The 22,365-nt window shown below is 30.7% G+C and carries 22 protein-coding genes; 8 read left to right on the top strand and 14 right to left on the bottom strand.

Annotated features, from left to right (window positions below):
• Positions 1-3: 3 nt before the first annotated feature.
• A complete protein-coding gene (locus tag IPK18_08075) occupies positions 4-579 on the bottom strand; it encodes an N-acetyltransferase (protein ID QQR96873.1) in 576 nt (191 codons plus the stop codon).
• Between the two features lie 45 nt (positions 580-624).
• Between IPK18_08075 and recG the strand changes: the two genes are divergently transcribed.
• The 4 genes from recG to IPK18_08055 all read left to right on the top strand — a co-directional run bounded on the left by recG (position 625) and on the right by IPK18_08055 (position 5,937).
• Positions 625-2,742, top strand: coding sequence for an ATP-dependent DNA helicase RecG (gene recG / locus IPK18_08070; protein QQR99315.1), 2,118 nt, complete (start codon positions 625-627; stop codon positions 2,740-2,742).
• A gap of 124 nt (positions 2,743-2,866) precedes the next feature.
• On the top strand, positions 2,867-5,251 hold the full coding sequence (gene lon / locus IPK18_08065; GenBank protein ID QQR96872.1) for an endopeptidase La: 2,385 nt from the start codon (positions 2,867-2,869) through the stop codon (positions 5,249-5,251).
• 102 nt (positions 5,252-5,353) lie between these two features.
• Positions 5,354-5,569 carry a hypothetical protein gene (locus IPK18_08060; protein QQR96871.1) on the top strand — a complete coding sequence of 72 codons (216 nt, stop codon included), beginning with the start codon at positions 5,354-5,356 and terminating at the stop codon, positions 5,567-5,569.
• On the top strand, positions 5,554-5,937 hold the full coding sequence (locus tag IPK18_08055) for a PIN domain-containing protein (GenBank protein ID QQR96870.1): 384 nt from the start codon (positions 5,554-5,556) through the stop codon (positions 5,935-5,937). Before IPK18_08060 ends, IPK18_08055 begins: the two co-directional genes overlap by 16 nt.
• 19 nt (positions 5,938-5,956) lie before the next feature.
• On the opposite strand, the gene IPK18_08050 is transcribed toward IPK18_08055, so the two are convergent.
• Complete coding sequence (locus IPK18_08050) at positions 5,957-7,036, bottom strand: glycosyltransferase (GenBank protein QQR96869.1); 1,080 nt, start codon at positions 7,034-7,036, stop codon at positions 5,957-5,959.
• 80 nt (positions 7,037-7,116) lie between these two features.
• Here IPK18_08050 and IPK18_08045 point away from each other — a divergent pair, with 80 nt between their 5' ends.
• The 4 genes from IPK18_08045 to IPK18_08030 are packed head-to-tail and all read left to right on the top strand — an operon-like array spanning position 7,117 to position 10,195.
• The gene (locus tag IPK18_08045; protein ID QQR96868.1) at positions 7,117-8,151 is read left to right on the top strand and encodes an SPASM domain-containing protein; all 1,035 of its coding nucleotides are present in this window, start codon (positions 7,117-7,119) and stop codon (positions 8,149-8,151) included.
• Entirely contained in the window at positions 8,148-9,056 is a 909-nt protein-coding gene (gene miaA / locus IPK18_08040; GenBank protein ID QQR96867.1) for a tRNA (adenosine(37)-N6)-dimethylallyltransferase MiaA, read from the top strand. The genes IPK18_08045 and miaA overlap by 4 nt, the downstream gene beginning before the upstream one ends.
• Entirely contained in the window at positions 9,053-9,559 is a 507-nt protein-coding gene (locus tag IPK18_08035) for a metallophosphoesterase family protein (protein ID QQR96866.1), read from the top strand. The genes miaA and IPK18_08035 overlap by 4 nt, the downstream gene beginning before the upstream one ends.
• 48 nt (positions 9,560-9,607) lie before the next feature.
• On the top strand, positions 9,608-10,195 hold the full coding sequence (locus IPK18_08030) for a Zn-dependent protease (GenBank protein ID QQR96865.1): 588 nt from the start codon (positions 9,608-9,610) through the stop codon (positions 10,193-10,195).
• Between the two features lie 2 nt (positions 10,196-10,197).
• Here IPK18_08030 and cysN read toward each other — a convergent pair whose 3' ends face one another.
• From cysN to IPK18_07970, 12 genes are all read right to left on the bottom strand, one after another.
• A complete protein-coding gene (gene cysN, locus IPK18_08025; GenBank protein QQR96864.1) occupies positions 10,198-11,490 on the bottom strand; it encodes a sulfate adenylyltransferase subunit CysN in 1,293 nt (430 codons plus the stop codon).
• Between the two features lie 54 nt (positions 11,491-11,544).
• Entirely contained in the window at positions 11,545-12,450 is a 906-nt protein-coding gene (gene cysD / locus IPK18_08020; GenBank protein QQR96863.1) for a sulfate adenylyltransferase subunit CysD, read from the bottom strand.
• Positions 12,451-12,465: 15 nt separating this feature from the next.
• On the bottom strand, positions 12,466-12,987 hold the full coding sequence (locus IPK18_08015) for a ferritin-like domain-containing protein (GenBank protein QQR96862.1): 522 nt from the start codon (positions 12,985-12,987) through the stop codon (positions 12,466-12,468).
• A 4-nt stretch (positions 12,988-12,991) separates the two neighbouring features.
• Complete coding sequence (gene cysC / locus IPK18_08010; protein ID QQR96861.1) at positions 12,992-13,600, bottom strand: adenylyl-sulfate kinase; 609 nt, start codon at positions 13,598-13,600, stop codon at positions 12,992-12,994.
• Between the two features lie 65 nt (positions 13,601-13,665).
• Positions 13,666-14,844 (bottom strand): cation:proton antiporter, encoded by a 1,179-nt coding sequence (locus IPK18_08005; GenBank protein ID QQR96860.1) that lies wholly within the window; start codon positions 14,842-14,844, stop codon positions 13,666-13,668.
• A complete protein-coding gene (locus tag IPK18_08000) occupies positions 14,823-15,125 on the bottom strand; it encodes a hypothetical protein (protein QQR96859.1) in 303 nt (100 codons plus the stop codon). Before IPK18_08000 ends, IPK18_08005 begins: the two co-directional genes overlap by 22 nt.
• Positions 15,106-16,491: a S41 family peptidase gene (locus tag IPK18_07995; protein ID QQR96858.1), complete on the bottom strand. Its 1,386-nt coding sequence runs from the start codon at positions 16,489-16,491 to the stop codon at positions 15,106-15,108. The genes IPK18_08000 and IPK18_07995 overlap by 20 nt, the downstream gene beginning before the upstream one ends.
• Before the next feature lie 79 nt (positions 16,492-16,570).
• Positions 16,571-17,104: a dCTP deaminase gene (locus tag IPK18_07990; protein QQR96857.1), complete on the bottom strand. Its 534-nt coding sequence runs from the start codon at positions 17,102-17,104 to the stop codon at positions 16,571-16,573.
• A gap of 93 nt (positions 17,105-17,197) precedes the next feature.
• The gene (gene ftsZ, locus IPK18_07985) at positions 17,198-18,730 is read right to left on the bottom strand and encodes a cell division protein FtsZ (GenBank protein ID QQR96856.1); all 1,533 of its coding nucleotides are present in this window, start codon (positions 18,728-18,730) and stop codon (positions 17,198-17,200) included.
• Positions 18,731-18,757: 27 nt separating this feature from the next.
• Positions 18,758-20,203 (bottom strand): cell division protein FtsA, encoded by a 1,446-nt coding sequence (gene ftsA / locus IPK18_07980; GenBank protein ID QQR96855.1) that lies wholly within the window; start codon positions 20,201-20,203, stop codon positions 18,758-18,760.
• An 11-nt stretch (positions 20,204-20,214) separates the two neighbouring features.
• Positions 20,215-20,979 carry a hypothetical protein gene (locus tag IPK18_07975; GenBank protein ID QQR96854.1) on the bottom strand — a complete coding sequence of 255 codons (765 nt, stop codon included), beginning with the start codon at positions 20,977-20,979 and terminating at the stop codon, positions 20,215-20,217.
• Between the two features lie 18 nt (positions 20,980-20,997).
• The gene (locus IPK18_07970; protein ID QQR99314.1) at positions 20,998-22,353 is read right to left on the bottom strand and encodes a UDP-N-acetylmuramate--L-alanine ligase; all 1,356 of its coding nucleotides are present in this window, start codon (positions 22,351-22,353) and stop codon (positions 20,998-21,000) included.
• Between the last annotated feature and the right edge of the window lie 12 nt (positions 22,354-22,365).

Below are 22,365 nucleotides of genomic sequence, written 5' to 3'. Positions count from 1 at the left end.
TAATTATTTTTTTATTGAAACAATATTATTTTCAAGCACATACTGTGTATTTTCTATTGTACAAGTTGCGTTTCCATTTTCGTCAAAATGTAATTTATTACCACATTTGCAAACCCAAGCAATTTGTTTTCCAGGATTGCCGACAACCAAAGCATGCGCTAATACATTTTTTGTTATTACAGAACCAGCACCAACCATTGCAAATTCGCCAATAGAATTTCCACAAACTATTGTTGCATTAGCACCAATACTTGCTCCATGTTTAATAATTGTTTTTTTATACTCATCTTTTCTTTCTATAAAACTTCGTGGATTAATAACATTGGTAAAAACAACACTTGGTCCAACAAAAACATTGTCTTCAATTTCCACGCCTTCGTACACAGACACATTATTTTGGATTTTTACATTGTTAGCAATTATCACATTCGATGCAATAAAAACATTTTGTCCTATTATGCAATTTTCTCCAACTATTGCAGACTTCATGATATGAGAAAAATGCCACACTTTCGTATTTTCTCCAATTTGCGCACCTTCATCAACAATAGCACTTTCGTGTATAAAATAATTTTCCATAAATTCAATCTACATAAAAGTAATAAAAATTATATTTTTGTTGTGATGCCATTGCCAAATAATCAAGATTTCTTACAAACACCTATAGAGTATTTAAAAGGTGTTGGACCAGAACGTGCTGTTATCTTAAAGAATGAAGCAAATATTTATACATTTGGCGATTTACTAAAGCTATTTCCTTACAAATATATTGATAGAACTCAATTTTACTCTACGCAACATATAGATAGTTCTACAAACTACATACAGCTCAAAGGAAAAGTAAAAGACTTGCATGAACTTGGCGAAAATAGAGGCAAAAGACTTGTAGCCACATTCTATGATAATGATGGTGATATTGAATTAGTTTGGTTTAAAGGCATAAAATGGATAAAAACAGGCATCAAACCTAATGAAACTTATGTGTTGTATGGAAAACCAAATTGGTTTAATGGGAAATTAAATATTCCACATCCTGAATTAGAATTACTAAGTACTTATAATAATGCTGAATTGGGAAGTTTTAAAGCACTATATAATACTTCAGAAAAAATGAAGAATAAAGGCTTGGATAGCAAAGGAATTTCCAAACTTATTTCAAATCTGATTGCTCAACTCAATTCATCACATATATTTGAAAATATTCCAAGTACTGTTTTACAACAATATAAATTAGTTTCAAGGTACGATGCCTATAAGAATATTCATCAACCTAAAGACTCAACAATACAAGATGCAGCCATAAAAAGATTAAAATTTGAAGAGTTATTTTATGTGCAATTATCATTGATACAGAATAAAATCATCAGAAAAAAAAACAAAGGCATATTTTTCGAAAAAGTCTCAGCGTATTTCAATCAATTCTATAATCACAACTTACCATTTGAGTTGACAAATGCACAAAAAAGAGTACTTAAAGAAATAAGAAAAGATACGCTTTCATATTTGCAAATGAACAGACTATTGCAAGGTGATGTAGGTTCTGGAAAAACTATTATTGCATTGCTTTCTATGCTTATGGCATTAGACAATGGTTACCAAGCAACCTTAATGGCACCTACTGAAATATTAGCACAGCAGCATTTTATCAATATCAAAGAATTATTGTCTAGCTCAGACATTTCAGTAGAATTATTAACTGGCTCTACAAAATCTAAACAAAGAAAGGCAATACTAAATGACTTAGAAGCTGGTACATTAAAAATAATCATTGGTACACATGCATTATTAGAAGATGAAGTAAAATTTAATAATTTGGGCATTGCTATTATTGATGAACAACATCGTTTTGGTGTAGCACAAAGAGCAAAACTCTGGATGAAGAACACAATAGCACCACATATTTTGGTAATGACAGCAACACCAATACCAAGAACGCTTGCCATGACTTTATATGGTGATTTGGATATTTCTATCATTGATGAATTGCCACCAGGAAGAAAAGAGATTAAAACAGTACATCGTTTAGAAACACACAGATTGGCTGTTTTTGAATTTATAAAAGATGAAATAAAAAAAGGTAGGCAAATTTATATTGTTTATCCATTGATTGAAGAAAGTGAAAAATTAGATTTAATTGACTTAAACAATGGCTACGAAAGTATTTGCAGAGCGTTTCCAACACCAGAATACCATGTAAGTATTGTACATGGAAAGATGAAAGCTGAAGCCAAAAATTTTGAGATGGAAAGATTTGTAAAAGGAGAAACACAAATTATGGTTGCTACCACAGTCATTGAAGTTGGCGTGAATGTACCAAATGCAAGTGTGATGATAATAGAAAATGCTGACAGATTTGGATTATCACAATTACATCAATTGCGTGGCAGAGTTGGGCGTGGTGCAGAACACTCTTACTGTATTCTGATGACAGATTTTAAACTTTCTAATGATGCCAGAACTCGAATAAAAACAATGTGTGATACAAATGCTGGTTTTAAAATTTCTGAAGTAGATTTGCAATTGCGTGGTCCAGGAAACTTAGAAGGTACCCAACAAAGTGGAAATATAAACTTGCTAATTGCAAATCTTGCCACTGATGGAAGAATATTAGAAGAAGCTAGGAATGTTGCTCTAAAAATTTTAGAAGACGACGAACAACTACAGTTGCCACAACATCAAAACATCAAACAGTACTTGTATAATAGGACAAATAGGAGCGGAAAATGGAGCAATGTGAGCTAAAAAGTGCCATTTTTTCATACATTCAACAATATTATTTTTCGGCACATGAATTGCATTTATAGTATATTGCAATATGATTGGCACCGAAATGCCAATTTGGCATTTTTTATTTAATATAAACTAAATGAGTAATATGTTTTCTGATGACCAAGTAGAGATGATACCAATTTTATCTATAGATGAAGATGATTCTGTAAAAACAGAATTGCTACCAAAAGTATTACCAATTCTTCCATTAAGAAATAATGTTTTGTTTCCAGGCGTTGTTATTCCAATTTCTGTAGGCAGAGAAAAATCTATGAAGGCAATAAAAAAAGCAAATAAATCTGATAAATTTATTGGTGTAGTTGCTCAAAGAGATACAAATAATGACGAACCAGAATTTAAAGATTTATACCACTTTGGTACCATTGCTCGCGTTATCAAACTTATCAATATGCCTGATGGTGGCATTACTGTAATACTACAAGGTGTACGAAAAATAAAGATAACCAATTGCACACAAGAAGAACCTTTTATAGAATCTGACATAGAATATATAGAAGATACTACTATCACAGATGTGCAAGAAGAAAAAGCATTAATGGATACCATGAAGGAATTAGCCAATAAGATAATTGAGCTATCGCCTCAAATTCCAAATGAAGCAAAAATTGTATTAAACAATATCAACAATCCAAAATATTTAGCACATTTCATTACATCAAATCTAAATATTGAAGCAAACTTAAAGCAAGAACTTTTAGAAAATAATGATATCGTTCAGTCTATACAACAAGTGATAAAGTATTTGCAACAAGAAATGCAAGTACAAGAAATTAAAGCAAATATACATACAAAAACAAGAACTGATATTGACAAACAACAACGTGAATATTTTCTTAACCAACAAATAAAAGCTATCCAAGAAGAATTGGGTGGCGACATGTACCAAGAAGAAATCAATAGACTAAAAGAAAAAGCAAAAGAAAAAAAATGGAACGAAGTGGTTGCCAAACATTTTGAAAAAGAAATAGGCAAACTACAACGCATCAATCCAGCAGCAGCAGAATATTCTGTCATTCTAAATTATTTAGACTGGATGGCAGAACTTCCTTGGAATGAATACACACAAGATAACTTCAATCTAAAACATGCAAAAACAGTATTAGATGAAGACCATTTTGGATTAGACAAAATTAAGGATAGAATTATAGAATACTTAGCTGTATTAAAACTTAAAGGCGATTTAAAGTCTCCGATTCTTTGTTTTGTTGGTCCTCCAGGTGTTGGAAAAACATCATTAGGTAAGAGTATTGCCAAAGCATTGGATAGAAAATATGTGCGTATGGCATTGGGTGGCTTGCATGATGAAAGTGAGATTCGTGGACACAGAAAAACATATATTGGTGCGTTGCCAGGCAGAATTATTCAATCATTAAAAAAAGTACAAAGTGCAAATCCTGTTTTTATCTTAGATGAAATAGACAAACTGGGAAAAGACCATAGAGGCGATCCAAGTTCAGCATTGTTAGAAGTTTTAGATCCAGAGCAAAACAGCACTTTCTATGACAATTACTTAGAACAAGAATTTGATTTGTCTAAAGTATTGTTTATTGCTACTGCAAACAATATTGGCGAAATAGCACCACCACTCAGAGATAGAATGGAAATTATACAATTGAGTGGATATTCTGTAGAAGAAAAAATAGAGATTGCAAAAAAACACTTAGTGCAAAAACAAAGAGAAGCACATGGTTTAAAAGCCAATCAAGTAAAAATTTCTCCAACTATATTACAACAAGTTATTACAAAATATACTTACGAAAGTGGCGTTAGAGAATTAGATAGAGTGCTAGCATCTATCATGCGAAACATTGCAAAATCTGTTTCACTAGAAGAAGAATACAATAGCAATATTAGCACAGAAGATTTAAGTAAAATATTAGGAAAACCAAAATACAACCACGATTTATATACAAAAAATCTACCTTGTGGTGTTGCTATTGGCTTGGCTTGGACACCAATGGGTGGCGATATTTTATTCTTAGAGACTACACTATCTAAAGGCAAAGGCAAACTAACATTAACAGGAAATTTGGGCAATGTAATGAAAGAATCTGCAACAACTGCATTAACTTATTTACAGTCTATTGCTAATGAACTACATTTAGACCAAAATATATTTGAAGAAAATAATTTGCATATTCATGTACCAGAAGGTGCCATTCCAAAAGATGGTCCATCTGCAGGAATTGCACTGCTTACAGCATTGGCATCATTATACACAAACAAAAAAATAAAAGCATACACAGCATTAAGTGGCGAAATTACATTGCGTGGCAAAGTGTTACCAGTTGGTGGAATAAAAGAAAAAATATTAGCTGCAAAACGTGCGGGAATTAAAGAGATAATTTTGTGTGCTCAGAATGAAAAAGATGTTGAAGAAATTCAAGCAGAATTTATCAAAGGATTGAAATTTCATTATGTAGAAAACATGAATGAAGTTTTGGATATTGCTTTAGTGTAAATGATGTATGCTATAATGATATTTGTAAAAATGAATAAAATGCATTAACTTAGATAAAGAGTAGAATACATTTATAGTGTATAATCTAATTCAAAAAACATCATGCAAGATACAATTCTCATACAATTAACTAATAAAAAAGCGGCACAACTAATACGTGACATGGAAGAGTTAGATTTAATCAAAGTCATAGATGACAATGTTTCTGTTGAGAATATTAAACTTTCTGAAAAATATAAGAATGTGTTTTCTAAAGAAGATGCCTTGAGTTTTGATGAACATACTCAGAATATGCGTAAAGAATGGAACAATATTTAATAGATAATAATATTATTTCATTATACTTTTCTGGTCGCATATCTAAAAGTGCCAATCTATTTTTATCTGATGTTATTGATAGAATTCCAAATATATCTGTCATTACGCAAATAGAAGCTCTATCATGGGTAAATCCAGATAAGAGCAAAGAACTTGTTGTATCTAATTTTATTAATGATGCAAATATTATTTCAATTTCATCTTCAATAGTTAAACAATGTGTTAGCATTAGACGTGCAAGAAAAATTAAAACACCTGATGCTATTATTGCTGCAACTGCCATCATTCATAATTATATCTTGATTACATGTGATAATGATTTCAATAATATTGAAGGATTAGAAGTCATTAATCCAAATAACTTATAATAATTTGTTGGATATTGCTTTAGTGTAAGCTAATTTCCTTACTCAAATCTTTCGTATAAACATTACTAAAACCTTGTATTGATTCAGTTTGTTGCAGTGCAAGTACTAAGTCAATTTTATCTTGCGTTTGCATAATAGTCATTTTTTTTTCTGATAGCATTTTTGCCAAATATTCTTGTTCTGTTTGTCCTGGTGTAGGTATCAGAATAGCTTTTTTGTTTAATGCCACCAAATCCATGATGGTACTATAACCTGAACGACATACAATAACCTTTGCTTGTTGTAAATAATACATCAATGCATCTGAATGCAAAAAATTAATGATTGTTACATTGTCATCTACAATCTTTGTCATTTCATTTTCTACTCTACCACAAATCAATAGGCATTTTTTATTTGTTTGTTTTAATTTTTCTAACAATGTTGCTTCAAAATGCGTACGCTGTGGTTCTACTCCAGATATTATTGCAACAACATCAAATTTTTCATCGTCATAATACGATGAATGTATATTTTTAGTAAATCTTGATAAGATGCCAATATATTTTTTGCTGATTTTAGTTGAAAAATTATGTGATAATTTTCCTGTTAAGCTTATCTCAATTTCTTCTATATCTGGAATCCAAAGCTCATCAAATTTATGTATCAATTTCAATAATCTATTTAATAAAAATGGCTCAACAAACTTAAAAGGTTTTGGTGCTTGAATAGCTATTTGATGACTTACAAATATATTTTTACATTTTTCGTGATGCACACCATATCTATTGTCAGAAATAATTGTTTGTATATTTTCTTGTGCAACAATATTTTTCACACATTCATACTCTTTGTTTATAGCATCGTATATCTTGGTAGATTGCCACAGTATTTGCCAAGCTGCATGTTTATTTGCATCATATTGAATATTATAATCAGGCAATTCATACGTTTTAAGATTAGGATATTGTTGTTGCATAAATTGAAGTGATTTCCCGTTTCCTGCTAATATTACAGCATATTGTTTTGCTAATAATGTATCTATAATTGGCATGCAACGTGTAGCATGACCTAAACCCCAATCTAAAAAGGCAACTAATATATAATGTTTATCATTCAAATGATTTGCATATGGTATTCAACAGTAAAATACAATATTTCTAAAAATTACATAAACATAAATTCGTATTTTCGTATTCAATGAAATCTTGGCAACATATTGTTTCTATTATAAATGTTCTATCTGTGCGTAAGATATGGAATATGTGCCTTGTGTATTTTTCATTCTATTTAAGTAAATTTCTAAGAAAACCTATCCAATTTGGCTTACCATTTTCAATTTCTATAGAACCAACAACATCTTGCAATTTACGTTGCCCAGAATGTCCAAGTGGTTTGCGTTCTTTTACAAGAAACATAGGCATGCTCAATCCTGTTTTTTTTGAGAAGATAATTTCAGAACTCAAATCACACTTAGTCTACCTTACATTTTATTTTCAAGGCGAGCCATATCTCAATAAAGATTTTTTAAAAATGGTAGCTATTGCAAAGAAAAATAAAATCTACACATCAACATCTACCAATGCACATTATTTGAATGATGAAAATGCAAAAAACACCATTGAATCTGGGTTAGACAGACTAATTATTTCTATTGATGGCACAACACAAGATACTTACGAACAATACAGAATTGGTGGTCAGCTAGACAAAGTATTAGATGGTACTAAAAAAATCATTGAATGGAAGCAAAAGCTAAACAGCAAATCACCATATGTTATTTTTCAGTTTTTAGTTGTTAGGCATAATGAACATCAAATTGATGATTTAAAAAATATTGCTCAAACGATTGGTGTAGATGAAGTAATTCTAAAAACTGCACAAGTGTACGATTACAAAAATGGAAATGATTTGATACCAAAAAATGAAAAATACTCAAGGTATAAAAAACAAAGTGATGGAACTTATACCATAAAAAACAATTTAGAAAATGCATGTTGGAAATTGTGGCATAGTTGTGTTATTACTTGGAATGGCATTGTTGTTCCATGTTGTTTTGATAAAGATGCACAGCATCAATTGGGCAATATACAAACCAACGATTTTAAATCTATTTGGCGTGGTGATGCCTACCAACAATTTAGAAAACTACTGACAAAAAGTAGAAAAGAAATAGACATCTGTAGCAATTGCTCAGAAGGTTGTAAGGTAAATTTTAATGTAGAAATAGATTGACAACAAATCGTAAATATTTGATTGTATTGGTCGGCCCAACTGCTGTTGGAAAAACTAAGACAGCAATAACATTAGCAAAATATTTTAATACAGAAATTATTTCTGCTGATTCAAGACAAATCTATCAAGAACTAAATATTGGTGTTGCTAGACCAAGTATTGAAGAGCTTGAAATGGCTAAACATCATTTCATTGCCAATAAAAGTATTGAAGAGTATGTTTCTGCTGGCACTTACGAAAAAGAAGTGTTGGAAATCTTGGACAATTTATTTCAAAAAAATGATGTTGTGATTTTGTGTGGTGGCACTGGTTTTTACATCAATGCTGTGCTGTATGGTTTTGATACGATACCAGAAATTGAACAACAAGTAAGAGAAAAACTAATTCATGTGTACAATGAGAAAGGCATCATACATCTACAAGAACAACTAAAAGAATTGGATATTGACACATACAACAACATGGACATCAACAATACGCAAAGAGTTATCAGAGCTTTAGAAGTTTGCATTGGTACTGGTGCTCCATTTTCATCATTTAAACAAAAGAAAGAAATTAATAGAAATTTTATTCCAATAAAAATTGGATTGAATTTGCCTAAAGAAAAATTGCATGCACAAATCAACCATCGTGTAGATGAAATGATAAAGCAAGGATTTGTGGCAGAAGCACAGCAATTATACAACTATAGAAAAAATAATGCGTTGCAAACTGTTGGCTACAAAGAATTGTTTGACTATTTTGATGGAAATACAAATTTGGAAGAAGCTATAGAATTGATAAAATTGCACACCAGACAATATGCAAAAAGACAGATGACATTCTTCAACAAAAACAAAGACTATACTTGGTTTGAGCCTGAGCAAACGAATGAAATTATTGACTATATAAAATCTAAAGATTGAAAAAAATTGGCATTATCTCAGATACGCATAGCTTTTTAGACCAACAAGTTTTTCAATATTTTAAAGATGTTGATGAAATTTGGCATGCTGGCGACATTGGCAATTTAGAATTGACAAACGAAATAGAGAAACATAAAAAACTACGTGCTGTGTTTGGAAATATAGATAGCCACGTAGTAAGAGCAGTTTTCCCAAAACATGAAATTATACAAATAGAAGGTTGTATTATATTGATGATTCATATTGCTGGTGCATTTGGAAAATATAATGACGAGACAAAGAAATTAATTTTAGAACACAAGCCAGATATTTTAGTTTGTGGACATAGCCATATTGTAAAAATTGCATTCGACCAAAAATATAATTTGTTGTACATAAATACTGGTGCAGCTGGCAAACATGGATTTCATAAAATGCGCACTATCTTAAGATTTGAGCTAAATGATGGAAAACCACAAAATATGGAATTGATAGAATTGGGTAGCAGAGCAGCAATTAGTTAAATAATATTAGTTTTTATTTATCAATATCAATTTTCATTATACTTGTATATGATAAAATCTATTTTCTATGTTGCTATTACATTGAGTGCATTTGCTTGCTCAAGTATTGTATCTACAAAAACTACGATTGCCATACAGCCATTTGAAAATATAGACACCACATTATTAAACACAATTGCAAAAAAGTTAGAAGAAAAATACAATATCGAAACTATTATTTTGGATAATATAGAATTGCCAGAAACGTGCTACTACAAGCCAAGAAATAGATATAGAGCAGACAAATTATTAGCATACTTAAAAAGCATTAAACCTAAAGAAGCAAAATACATTTTAGGTATTACAAACAAAGACATTTCTACAACTGTACACCAACAAAAAGATTTTGGAATTTTTGGATTAGGTTATTGTCCAGGAAAAAGTTGTATTGTATCAACTCATAGAATAAAACATCAAGATAATTCTGTTTTTATTAGTCGTCTATTAAAAATTAGTCTACATGAAGTTGGACATAACTTTGGACTAAAACATTGCCCTAACAAAAATTGCTTAATGACTGATGCTGAAAAAAGCATCAAGACCATTGACAATGCAAAATTAAATATATGTTCAGATTGTAGTCAGAAAATCAACTAAACTTATACTATCATTCCTGATGCTATAGTTTCGTTGGTAGCTTCGTCTACTAAAATGATGCTTCCTGTTTGTCTGTTTTTTCTATAACTATCAAAGAATAATGGCACTGTTGTTCTAATTGTTATTCTACCAATATCATTCAATCCTATTTCTACATCTGCGCCTTCTATTCTGTTTAAAGTATTGATGTCTAATTTGTATTTTATTTCTTTAATTAAGCATTTACATTCTTTTGATGTATGTCTTAAAATATATTTTCCACGTGGAATTAATTTTTTATCATTCATCCAGCAAATCATCACATCAAATTCTTGTTCTACTTCTGGTAAGTTATTTTCTCTTACAATCATATCGCCACGTGAAATATCAATTTCATCTTCTAATAAAATAGTAACGCTTTGTGGTGCAAATGCTTCTTGCAAATCATCATCCATTATTTTTATTGCTTTTATCTTAGAAGAAAAACCACTTGGCAATGCTTTTACTCTATCGCCAACACGCAACACGCCACCAGCAATTCTTCCTGCATAGCCACGATAGTCATGATAATCATTCTTCATTGGTCTGATTACATACTGAACAGGAAAACGTGCATCAATATGATTTAAGTCTGAACCAATATGTATATTTTCTAAAAGATATAATAAAGTTGGACCATTGTACCAAGTCATGTTTTTGCTACGCTCAACTACATTGTCTCCAGCTAATGCAGAAATTGGAATAAAATGCACATCTTGAATATCTAATTTTGAAGCAAATGCTTTGTAATCGTGTACTATTTTTTCAAAAGTTTTTTCATCCCAATCTACCAAATCCATTTTATTGATACATACAACAATATGTGGAATTTGCAATAATGAAGCAATGAAAGAGTGACGATAAGTTTGTTCTATAATTCCTTTTCTTGCATCTACTAAGATAATTGCCAAATTGGCTGTAGACGCACCAGTAACCATGTTTCTTGTGTATTGAATATGTCCTGGTGTATCTGCAATGATGAATTTTCTTTTTGGTGTAGAAAAATATCTATACGCCACATCAATTGTAATGCCTTGTTCACGTTCTGCACGCAAACCATCAGTTAATAATGCTAAGTTCACGTATTCTTCGCCACGTTTTTCCGAAGCCGATTCAATAGCTTCTAATTGATCTTCGAAAATAGATTTGCTATCATATAATAATCGACCAATTAAAGTAGATTTTCCATCGTCTACACTACCTGCAGTAGTAAAACGTAAAAGTTCCATATCAAGGTATGCTTTACTGTCGAAAGTTTCTTCTGTTGTTGTTGTCATGTTAAATTAGTTAATGAAATAATTAGCTAATTAGCTAATTGATGAATTGTTTAATTAAAAATATCCTGCTTTTTTTCTGTCTTCCATTGCTGCTTCGCTGCGTTTGTCATCAGCACGTGTGCCACGCTCTGTTGTTCTGCTTGCTGCTACTTCTTGTATTATATCTTCTAATGTTGCTGCTGTAGAAAATACTGCGCCTGTACAAGTAATATCTCCAATAGTTCTGAATCTTACTACTTTTTCTTCTGCAATTTCATTTTCTTTTCTAAGCATAATATCATTGTCAGTGTACCAAACACCATCTCTTTCAAATACTTTTCTTTTGTGTGAAAAGTATAAACTTGGCATTTCTATTTGCTCTTGATATATATATTGCCAAACATCCATTTCTGTCCAATTTGAAATAGGAAATACTCTAAAATGTTCGCCCATGTGTTTTCTACCATTAAAGATATTCCACAATTCTGGCCTTTGATTTTTTGGATCCCATTGTCCAAATTCATCTCTATGTGAGAAAAATCTTTCTTTGGCACGTGCTTTTTCTTCATCACGACGTGCGCCACCAATTGCACAATCAAACTTATTATTTTCAATTGCTTCTAATAATGGTACTGTTTGCAATGCATTTCGAGATGCGTTATAGCCTTTTTCTTCTCTTACCAAACCTTTGTCTATTGCTTCTTGTACTGAGCCAATTAGCAAACGTAAGTTATTTTTTTGCACCAATTTATCACGATAGTCTAATGCTTCTTGGAAATTGTGTCCAGTATCTACATGCAATAATGTGAATGGTACTGCTGCTGGATAAAATGCTTTTATTGCTAAGTGTGTAACTACAATAGAATCTTTTCCGCCTGAAAATAATATACATGGATTCTCAAATTGTGCTGCTACTTCTCTTAGCACATAGATTGATTCTGATTCGAGTTCACGTAAGTGATTTAAGTGATAGTCTGTCATATATTTTTTATTGTATTATTTATTGATATTAATATTATTAAAGCTTTTGTTGTTTCCCCATGAGAAAATTTTCTCAAACAAAGGCAACCACTTGTGTTGTGCTATTTTATTTAGAAAATAAATTTCATGTTCTTTTTCTTTTATTCCCATTTCTTCTAAAATGCTATCATGTTCAAATATGTTGATTGAATTAAATAGTTCTTTCATTCTAAAATATTCGTTTACATTGCCACTTTCTAATCTGCCTGCAAAATACATTGGAATAAACCAACCAATGATATAACAACTATAGCAAATAATTTTACCAATAATAAAATATCTTGCTTCATAATAAGCTGATGGTTTGATATTGTATTGTTGCATTATCTTTAATACTTCTGCTCTGTGTTCCCATTCATCAATTTCTATCTGTCTAATGCTTTCTTTTTCTTCTTTTAGACTTACTGCAGCAGCATGACCTTGATACGCAAACGACGCCGCTCTTTCGCCTGAATAGGCTAATTGTAAAAGATTGGACAACTCTGGTATCAATTGCATGGTATTATTTATTTGAAGATTTTATTTTTTCTAAGAATGTTTGTGTTATAGTATTGATGCTTTCTTCAATAGTTTGTTCTGCTGTTTTTATTTCTAAAAATGGATTTATTGGTGCTTCGAATGGTGCATCAAGTCCTGTAAAGTTTTTAATTTCTCCTTTAATGGCTTTGGCATACAATCCTTTTACATCGCGTTTGGCACATTCTTCAAAACTTGCATTTACATATACTTCGTAAAAATCATTTTGCCCGATTATATTTTTTGCTTGTTCTCTTATTTCAATTGTAGGTGATACAAATGAATTGATAGTTACAATGCCACAGCTTAGAAATAATTTATTAATTTCTGCTATTCTTCTAATATTTTCGATTCTATCTTCATCAGAAAATCCAAGGTTGTTATTGATGCCTGTGCGTACGTTATCGCCATCAAGTATCATACATAAAATTCCTTGCTCGTGTAGCTTGCGTTCTAAGCCTTGCGCAATAGTAGATTTTCCTGAGCCAGACAAGCCTGTCATCCAAATACATAATGCATTTTGATGCAACAACTGTTCTTTATCTTTTCTTGCTAAGATTTTATCAAATATTGGATGTATATGATTTTCTGCCATTTGAATTGACAAAGATAATCATTTTTTTTAATCCACCAATAGTATATTGACTTTATAGAGTACTCTTAAGTATTTTTATCATTTTTGTATGTTAGAATGCCAAATGTCATAAAAAGACAAGTACTTAATACTACCAAAAATAGTATTCCTTTCTCTAAATCATAGATTTTGTATTGCTCTGGAATGCTAAAGTATAATAGAATACTTATTAACCCACGTGGTGCCATGTATAATAATGGACTTAGGTCTGTTCTTGTAATAAATTTCAGATATATAAAGCGTATGAGAACGATTGAAATTGTGATGATGATGGCAAATTGTATCAACCTAATAGAATATAAGTCTTCGATATTGATGGATAAACCAAAGATGATAAAAAAGAATGTTCTGATTAAGAATGCACCTTCCAATGAGATTTGGTGTAGTTGAGTAAAATCATTACCAAAACTTGGATATAGAAAATGCTTTTGTATCCAGCCAACATTAATTTTCTCAATATTTGATAAAAACAAACCAAAAAACAATACAATAATAAGTGATGACAAATGATAGTTTTTGCCTAATGCATAGATTAAAAATAGTACAGCAATGATTAATATAAACCTTACTTGTAACTTAAGATTGCGCAATATAAATAATAATAAAAAACAAAAGGAAAGAGAAAGCACCAAAACAATTAATATTTCTGCACCAAGATTTAAAAATGAGTTTGTAGAAACTGTATCATTATAAATAAAGAAATTAAACAATACAATTCCTAAAATATCTGAGAATGATGATTCGTAGACAACAAATTCTTTGTGGTAGCTACCGAAAAGTTGTGCTGATGGTATGGCTACTGCTGAACTAATAATGCCAAATGGAATTGCATTGATAATACAAAGACGAAGTGGCAAATATGTAATATAGTGTAATATTAGCCCAATGGTGAGTACAGTAAATAAAAGAATAGTTATTGCTGAAAAAAATGCACTTAGTATCATTTTATTTTTTGACTTATCGTATTTGAGTTCTAATGCGCCTTCAAAAACAATGAGTATTAATCCAATGGTTCCTAAAATTGGCAGAAATTTATCTAAGAATGAGATATCAACTTGATAGGATTGCAAGATAACCTTTGCAATAATACCTGATACTAATAGTAGAATAACTGATGGCAATCTAATTTTCTTAGATATTATCTCTAATAAGTAAGAAAATATAATGATGCTACTTAAAATTATTAGTGCAAAGTTTGTAGACATTGCACTAATATACTATTTTTTTGTTTTTGGTGCTTTGGTTTGGCTTTTAGAATTATTGATTCTAATTTCTGCTGGTTGTAATATTCCGAATTTTTTAAAGCTACCATCAGAAAATCTGCTAATGCTTTAGCATATATTGGATTCTGTGGATTTGTAATTTGGTAATAGATATTATAATTAAATAAATTTTGACCAATTAAACCTTTTAGTTGGTTTTTTATTGTTGGAATTGAGTTTGTGTACACTTCAGCAGAATCTGGTTCAGCTTTTTTCTTTTGCAAAATTTATAAATTCATCTAACAATGCATCATCTATTTTGAAGTTTTGTATAAATGCTTTTTCTGTTGGATATTTTTGTGCAAATTCTTGTCTTTTGTTATCTACAAAGTTGAGTGCAAATTGGTTGAATGAACCAGAACGTATTAATTTGCTATAAAATTTAGATGTCCAACTTGTATCTAATGGAACAAAAATATCTGGCATAATGCCTCCACCACCATATACAATTCTTTTATTTTGAGTATAGAATTTTGTAGAATCTATAATTTTTGTTTTAGCTTCATCAAACAATTCGCCACTTTCGTATCGTTCATTGATGTCTTCGTAGTATTCTTCTTTGCCTTTTTCAAATGGTTTTTGGATATTTCTTCCACTTGGTGTATAATAGTGTGCCATTGTTAGTCTAACCACAGCACCATCAGGCAAGTTGTATCCTTTTTGTACCAATCCTTTTCCAAAAGTTCTTCTTCCAATAATCAAACCTCTGTCCCAATCTTGTATAGCACCTGCCACTATTTCTGATGCTGATGCTGAGCTTTGGTCTACCATAATTACAACATCGCCATTTTCAAAATTTCCTTCTATAGTAGATTCTAAATCTATTCTTGGTTGTGAGCGTCCTTCTGAGTACACCACTAATTTGTTTGTTGGAAGAAAAATATCTGACAATGCATGTGCTTGATTTAAGTATCCGCCACCATTTCCTGTTAAATCTAAAATTAATTTTTTTGCACCTAATTTTTTTAATGAATCTATGGCTGCTGTCACTTCTTCTGTTGCAGTGGCAGAAAATCTACTTAGCTTTACATATCCAATTTCTGGTGTTGCCATATATTGTGCTTCTATCGCATATATAGGAATTTTATCTCTTATGATTTCAAAATCTAACAATTGTGATTCCCCAAATCTTTTAATTTTTACATTAACTTTTGTTCCTTTTTTGCCTCTTAGGTATTTAAAAACATCATCGTTTTTCAATCCTATTCCTGCAACTTTTGCTGTATCTACATAAATAATTTTATCGCCATCTTGGATGCCAACTTTTTGTGATGGTCCACCATGAATAACGTGTACGACCATCAAAGTATCTTCAAAAATTTGGAATTGAATACCTACGCCTTCAAAATTTCCTTCAAGTGGCTCATTTGCTTTTTTATATTCTTCTTTTGAGTAGTAGACAGAATGTGGATCTAATTGTTTGAGCATATGTGTAATGCCTATTTCAACTATAGAATCCATATTTATTTTTTCTACATAGTAATTTTCTAATAGATTTAGAAATACAGACATTTTCTGCTGATTTGTTTGTGCATCTAAATTATTTCCAAAATATATTAGCGTAATGATGAGTAGAAGAAATTTTCTCATATGTTTTATTTAAAGAATGATTATTACAAAATAAGCACCAATTTTGTTAGGTAAATTATAAAAGTTGTTAAAATACATGCTAGAAATTCTTCCACATCATGCTTTCTGTTGGTTTTGGCGAACGCACGTTGTATTTGGCGTTTTGCTTGGTATTATATGCATTTTCTATGCTTCCTCTCACTTCAAAATAGATAAGCTGACCAACTGGCATTCCTGCATATACACGAACTGGTATGATGCAAGATATTTCTAAAGTCCAGTAATTGCAAAAACCTACATCTCCTTTTCCTGCTGTTGCATGTATATCTATGCCTAATCTTCCCATACTTGATTTGCCTTCCAAGAAAGGAACATGTGCATGTGTTTCGGTATATTCTAGTGTAGAGCCAAGATATAATGTGCCTGGTTGTAATACAAATCCTTCTTCTGGGATGATGATTTCTTTTATTTTATTATGCTTTTTTGCATCTAGAATCTCATCTTCATATACTGCCAGATATTTTGATAGATGCACATCGTAAGAATTTGTTCCTAAGAATTTTCTATCATAGGGTTCAATGATGATATTCTTTTTTTGAATTTCGTTTAATATCTCGGTATCTGAAAGTATCATTAAATATATTTTTCACTAAATTAACAAATTAATTGACAAAAATAAAAATGACTGCCTAAAAAGACAGTCATTAAAAAAGTTAGTAAGTAATTCTTAATCTAGGCCAATGTCTTTCATTGCATTTGGCTTGATTTCTGTTTTATTTTCTTCTGCATTGTACTGAAAAACATAATTAGATATATTTGATTTATCTGCTGGAATATCATCATCTAAATTAATACCATATCTTTTGTAAGCTGGCTCTTTTTCTATTTCATTAAGATTTATCTCATTTTTTTGCATTTCTAATGAAACACGTTTTTTTATTAAATCTCTTTCTAGGTGTTGATCGTCAGCTAATTTATTTTTTTCTACATCTTCTATTGAAAATAAGTTGAATTGGCTATTTGCATTGTTTGATATATTGTGATTATCGATAGAAAATCTTGGTTTATCTACTATCTTAATTTCGAATGTATCGTCTATTTCTTTTGATAAGTCTTGTATTTCTAATTCTATCTCTTTTGCTTCAATATTAGATTTATATTCTACATTATTTACTGATTTATTTTCATCTTTCTTAGTATCTGTAGATGTGTTTATTTGTTGTCTGTTTGTTGAGATATTATCTAGTGTATGTACAATTTTATTCTGTTGTTGTTGAACAATTCTTCTTTTTTCTTGCTTGCCTTCGCCAGACTCAAAACCAGTAGCAATTAGTGTGATTGCTATATCTTCTCCTAAGCTATCATCTTTACATACACCCCAAATTACTTCGCAGTCTGTTTGTGTTTGCTCTTGTACTGTCTTGATAATTAAATCTAATTCTTTCATTTTAAAATCATCGCCATAAGCAATATTTAGTACAACACCTTTTGCGCCTAATATATCTGCATCTTCTAGTAATGGTGAGTTTATAGCTGAAAGAATAGCATCTTCTGCTCGTTTGCTACCAGAACCGTTTCCTATTCCTATAATCGCTACGCCACTGCTGTTCATTACTCTTTTAACGTCATTAAAGTCTACGTTCATATCACCTGTTTTGGTAATAATTTCAGTTACGCCTCTTGCTGCAGTAGATAAAATATCATCAGCTTTGGAAAATGCTTCTCTAATACCTAAATCTGGATAATACTCGTATAATTTATTATTTGATATAACGATTAATGCATCTACGTTTTCTTTTAAGCTTTGTATACCTTTATCTGCCTTATCTCTTTTTGGTTTTCCTTCGTTAGAAAATGGAATTGTAACAATACCTACTGTAAGTATGCCTAAATCTTTTGAGATTTTTGCTATAACTGGTGCGCCACCTGTTCCTGTACCACCACCCATTCCAGCTGTAACAAACACCATCTTGGTATTGTTAGAAAGGTACATTCTAATTTCTTCTTCTGCTTCTAATGCTGCTCTTCTTCCTTCTTCTGGGTCAGCACCTGCTCCTAATCCTTCTAATAGTTCTTTTCCTAATTGTATTTTTGTAGGCACAGGACTTTTTTGTAAATCTTGATAGTCTGTATTGCATACTGCAAAATTAACTCCTGCAATTCCACTTGAAAACATGTGATTGATTGCATTGCAACCACCGCCACCAACTCCTAGTACTTTGATAATAGAGTTGTTCTCATTAAAAATTTCAAATTCCATATATTATAATTATTATTTTTATATTCTTTATATATCTGTGAAGTCATTATCTTCTTTTGCCCATTTTCCTATTTTTTCCATCCAACTAGAAACAATAGAAGGTTTTTTTGTTGCTGGTTGTTTCTTCTCTTCTGTTTTAGAAAATTCAGATTCCAATTTTTCTTCTTCAATAATTGTTGTTTCTGTTACAGTTGGTTGATTGACATTTTGTACATCTTTCTGAGATTGGATTGAATTTATGCTTAATTTTTCTATGCGTTCTTTTTCAATCAATTCTTCTTCATCTTGCAGTTTGAATGCTCTGATTAGAAGACCAATGCCTGTTGCGAAAATTGGGCTATCAATATTGTGAATTTTAGTAGGTGCTAAGTGCTGACGTGGTAATCCAATTCTAGCATTTTGTCCTGTTTCTAATTCTGTAAGTTGTACTAAGTGCTTTAATTGAGAACCTCCACCAGTTAGAACAATACCACCAATTAATTTTTTTGAATATCCAGATATTTTTATTTGGTGTTCTACATTAGCTAAGATTTCTATCATTCTTGCGCTAATTACCTTTGCAATACTCATTAAGTTAAGATCTCTTTTTACTCCAGGTTGTATTCCGTTTAGCGTTACATGTTGGTTTCTTAAATCTTGTGTAGGAATTGCAGAACCTAACTTTACTTTTACTTCTTCTGCTTGCTCTTTTAGAATTCTAAAGTCTTGCAAATCTTCAGTAATAATATTGCCACCCAAAGGAATAACGGCTGTGTGTCTGATTATATAATTTTCAAAGATTGCAATATCTGTTGTTCCTCCACCAATATCTACTAATGCAACTCCTGCTTCTAGTTCTTGTTTGCTTAATACGGCATCTGCTGATGCTAATGGTTCTAACTCTATACTTGCAACTTCCAGTCCTGCTACTCTCACACATCTTTCAATATTTTGGATATGGCTATCTCCGCCTGTGATGATGTGAAAATTGCCTTCCATTTTTACGCCCATCATTCCAACTGGATCTTGTATTCCTGGTTCATTATCGATGATAAACTCTTGTTGTAAAACGTGTAAAATTTTATCGCCTGGAGGTAGTGCTATTTTGTATGATTCATTTTTTAACTTTCTTACATCTTCGTGTGTAATCCAACTGTCGGTATCAACTCTATTGATTTGACTTCTGTTTTGTATACTTTTGATATGTTGTCCGGCAATACCTACATGTACTTTTGTGAAAGTAACACCAGATTGCTCTTCTGCTTTTTGTACTGCCTTTCTAATTGAGTCTACTGTTTTAGTAATACTTACAACTACTCCACGTTGCACACCAAATGATGAGCATATACCTATACCTAAGATTTCAATTTTACCAAATTGATTTCTTTTGCCTACTAGTGCAGCCACTTTTGATGTACCAATATCTATGGCACAAACAACTTTTTCCATGTCAATTACATTCTCGTCCATTTTTACATCCAATAAATTATGCATATTTCTTAAATTTATTTTAAACAAATAATCTGATCTTTGTACATTATGTTGATAACTCTATATCTTTCCCATCCTATCTTATCTAAAACTTCCGTGTAAAACACTTTTAGTTTATTCATTTTTTCTTCTATAACATCAGTATTACCTAATAAAATGGTACTATTTCCTATACGTGGAATTAATTCTATTTCATTTGCATCGTTGATATTTATTTGTCCGAAGCTATCTTTCCATTCATCTACTTTTTGCGTGTATTTACAAAAGTTCAATACTTGATTTAGTATTGCAGTTTGTATTGTATCATTATTTACTTTTTTCTCGCTTATATTTCCTGTTACTATTGGCACTTTAATGCTTGTATTTTTTTTAGGAAAAAATTTTACGCCATCATAGTCTACATAAAAATTTTGATTAGAAGAATTGTACACACGAAATAATGGTTTTCGTTGTTTTACATCTATATTTAATATTTGTTTATTATTTATATATGCATTTGCGCTTTCGACAACTGGAATATTGCATATAGTTTTTTCAATACTTCTAAGTGTATTATCATCAATTGCTTGATTATTTAAAGTAAAATACTTTGTAACTAAATAATATATATCATCTTTAGAAATAAGATAATTATCTTCTAACTCATCAATATTTATACTAATACTTTTTGGTTTAAAATCGTTTCTTTTTTGTTTTGCATATATAACAAATACCACAAATACTACTATAATTAGTAGCATCAACACATTTAGAATAATATTTTTTGTGGTTCTGTTCATTTATCTTATTTATAATTCTTAGTTTAGAATTCTTTTTATATCTGTTATTTTTGTATCAATATCTCCTGCGCCAACTGTAAGTATTACTTCTATGCTATTTTTATTTTTATCAATAAATGCTATTAAATCATCTTTTGACAATAAGTATTTGTTGTTCAAGCTAACGTTATCAAAAATAATTTTGCTTGTTACGCCTTCAATTGGTTTTTCGCGTGCTGGATAAATATCTAATAATATTAACTCATCTACTTTTGATAATGATGTGGCAAATTCTTCTGCCAAATCTTTTGTTCTAGAAAATAAATGTGGTTGAAATACAACTGTAATTTTTTTATCTGGATAAAGTTCTTTTGCCGCAGAAATTGTTGCATCTAACTCTCTTGGATGGTGTGCATAATCATCAATATATACATACTTATCATTTTTTACATGTGTTTCAAATCTACGTTTTACGCCTTTGAAAGTACCTATTGCTTGTTTTATATCATTGTCTGATATGCCAATATTTAATGCTATTGCGATGGCACCTACTGCATTTTCAACATTGTGTTTTCCACCATAATATGATACTACATTTTCAACAATTCCATTTGGATGCACAACATCAAAAATGTATGATTGATTTTCTATTCTTAAGTTTTTTGTATAGTAATCACTCTGTTGATTTGCTAAACTGTATCTTAAATTTCTTACTTTATGATTTAGAATATTCTCTTTTACTGATTGGTGCGCTATGCAAATTCCGTCGTTTTGTATTTTATTACAAAATTGATGAAATGCATCTTCAATAGCACTAAGGTTGCCATATATATCTAAGTGGTCTGTATCTACTGATGTTATTAATGCAATATTTGGTGAAAGATTTAAAAAAGAACGATCAAATTCATCTGCTTCTGCTATGGCATATTCTGTACCATTGATAAAATTTGAATTATAGTTTAATGCTATTCCACCTAAAAATGCTGCTACATTTTTTTGTGCACTATGTAGAATGTGTGCTGTAATAGATGATGTTGATGTTTTTCCGTGAGAACCAGCGATAGAAATATTAAAACTACTATTTGCTATTAATCCTAATACTTCTGCACGTTTTAGCAATGGAATATTGCTTTGTTTGTAATAATCTAATTGAATACTATCTTTTGGAATGGCTGGCGTAAGTACTACTAAATCTACGTCTTTCATTAATGTATCAACACTATCATTGAATGTAATTTCAATTCCTTCTTTTTCTAATTCCTGTGTTAATACTGTTGCTGTTTTATCATATCCTTTTACAATTACGCCATGGAAATTAAAATATCTGGCTAATGCACTCATACCTATTCCTCCTATTCCTAAGAAATATACTTTTTTTATACTTGATATCTGTATGTTCGTATTGTG

The organism is Sphingobacteriales bacterium, assembly GCA_016699615.1.
Taxonomy (GTDB): Bacteria; Bacteroidota; Bacteroidia; order Chitinophagales; family JADIYW01; genus JADJSS01.
This window is presented reverse-complemented; position numbering and strand designations above follow the sequence as displayed.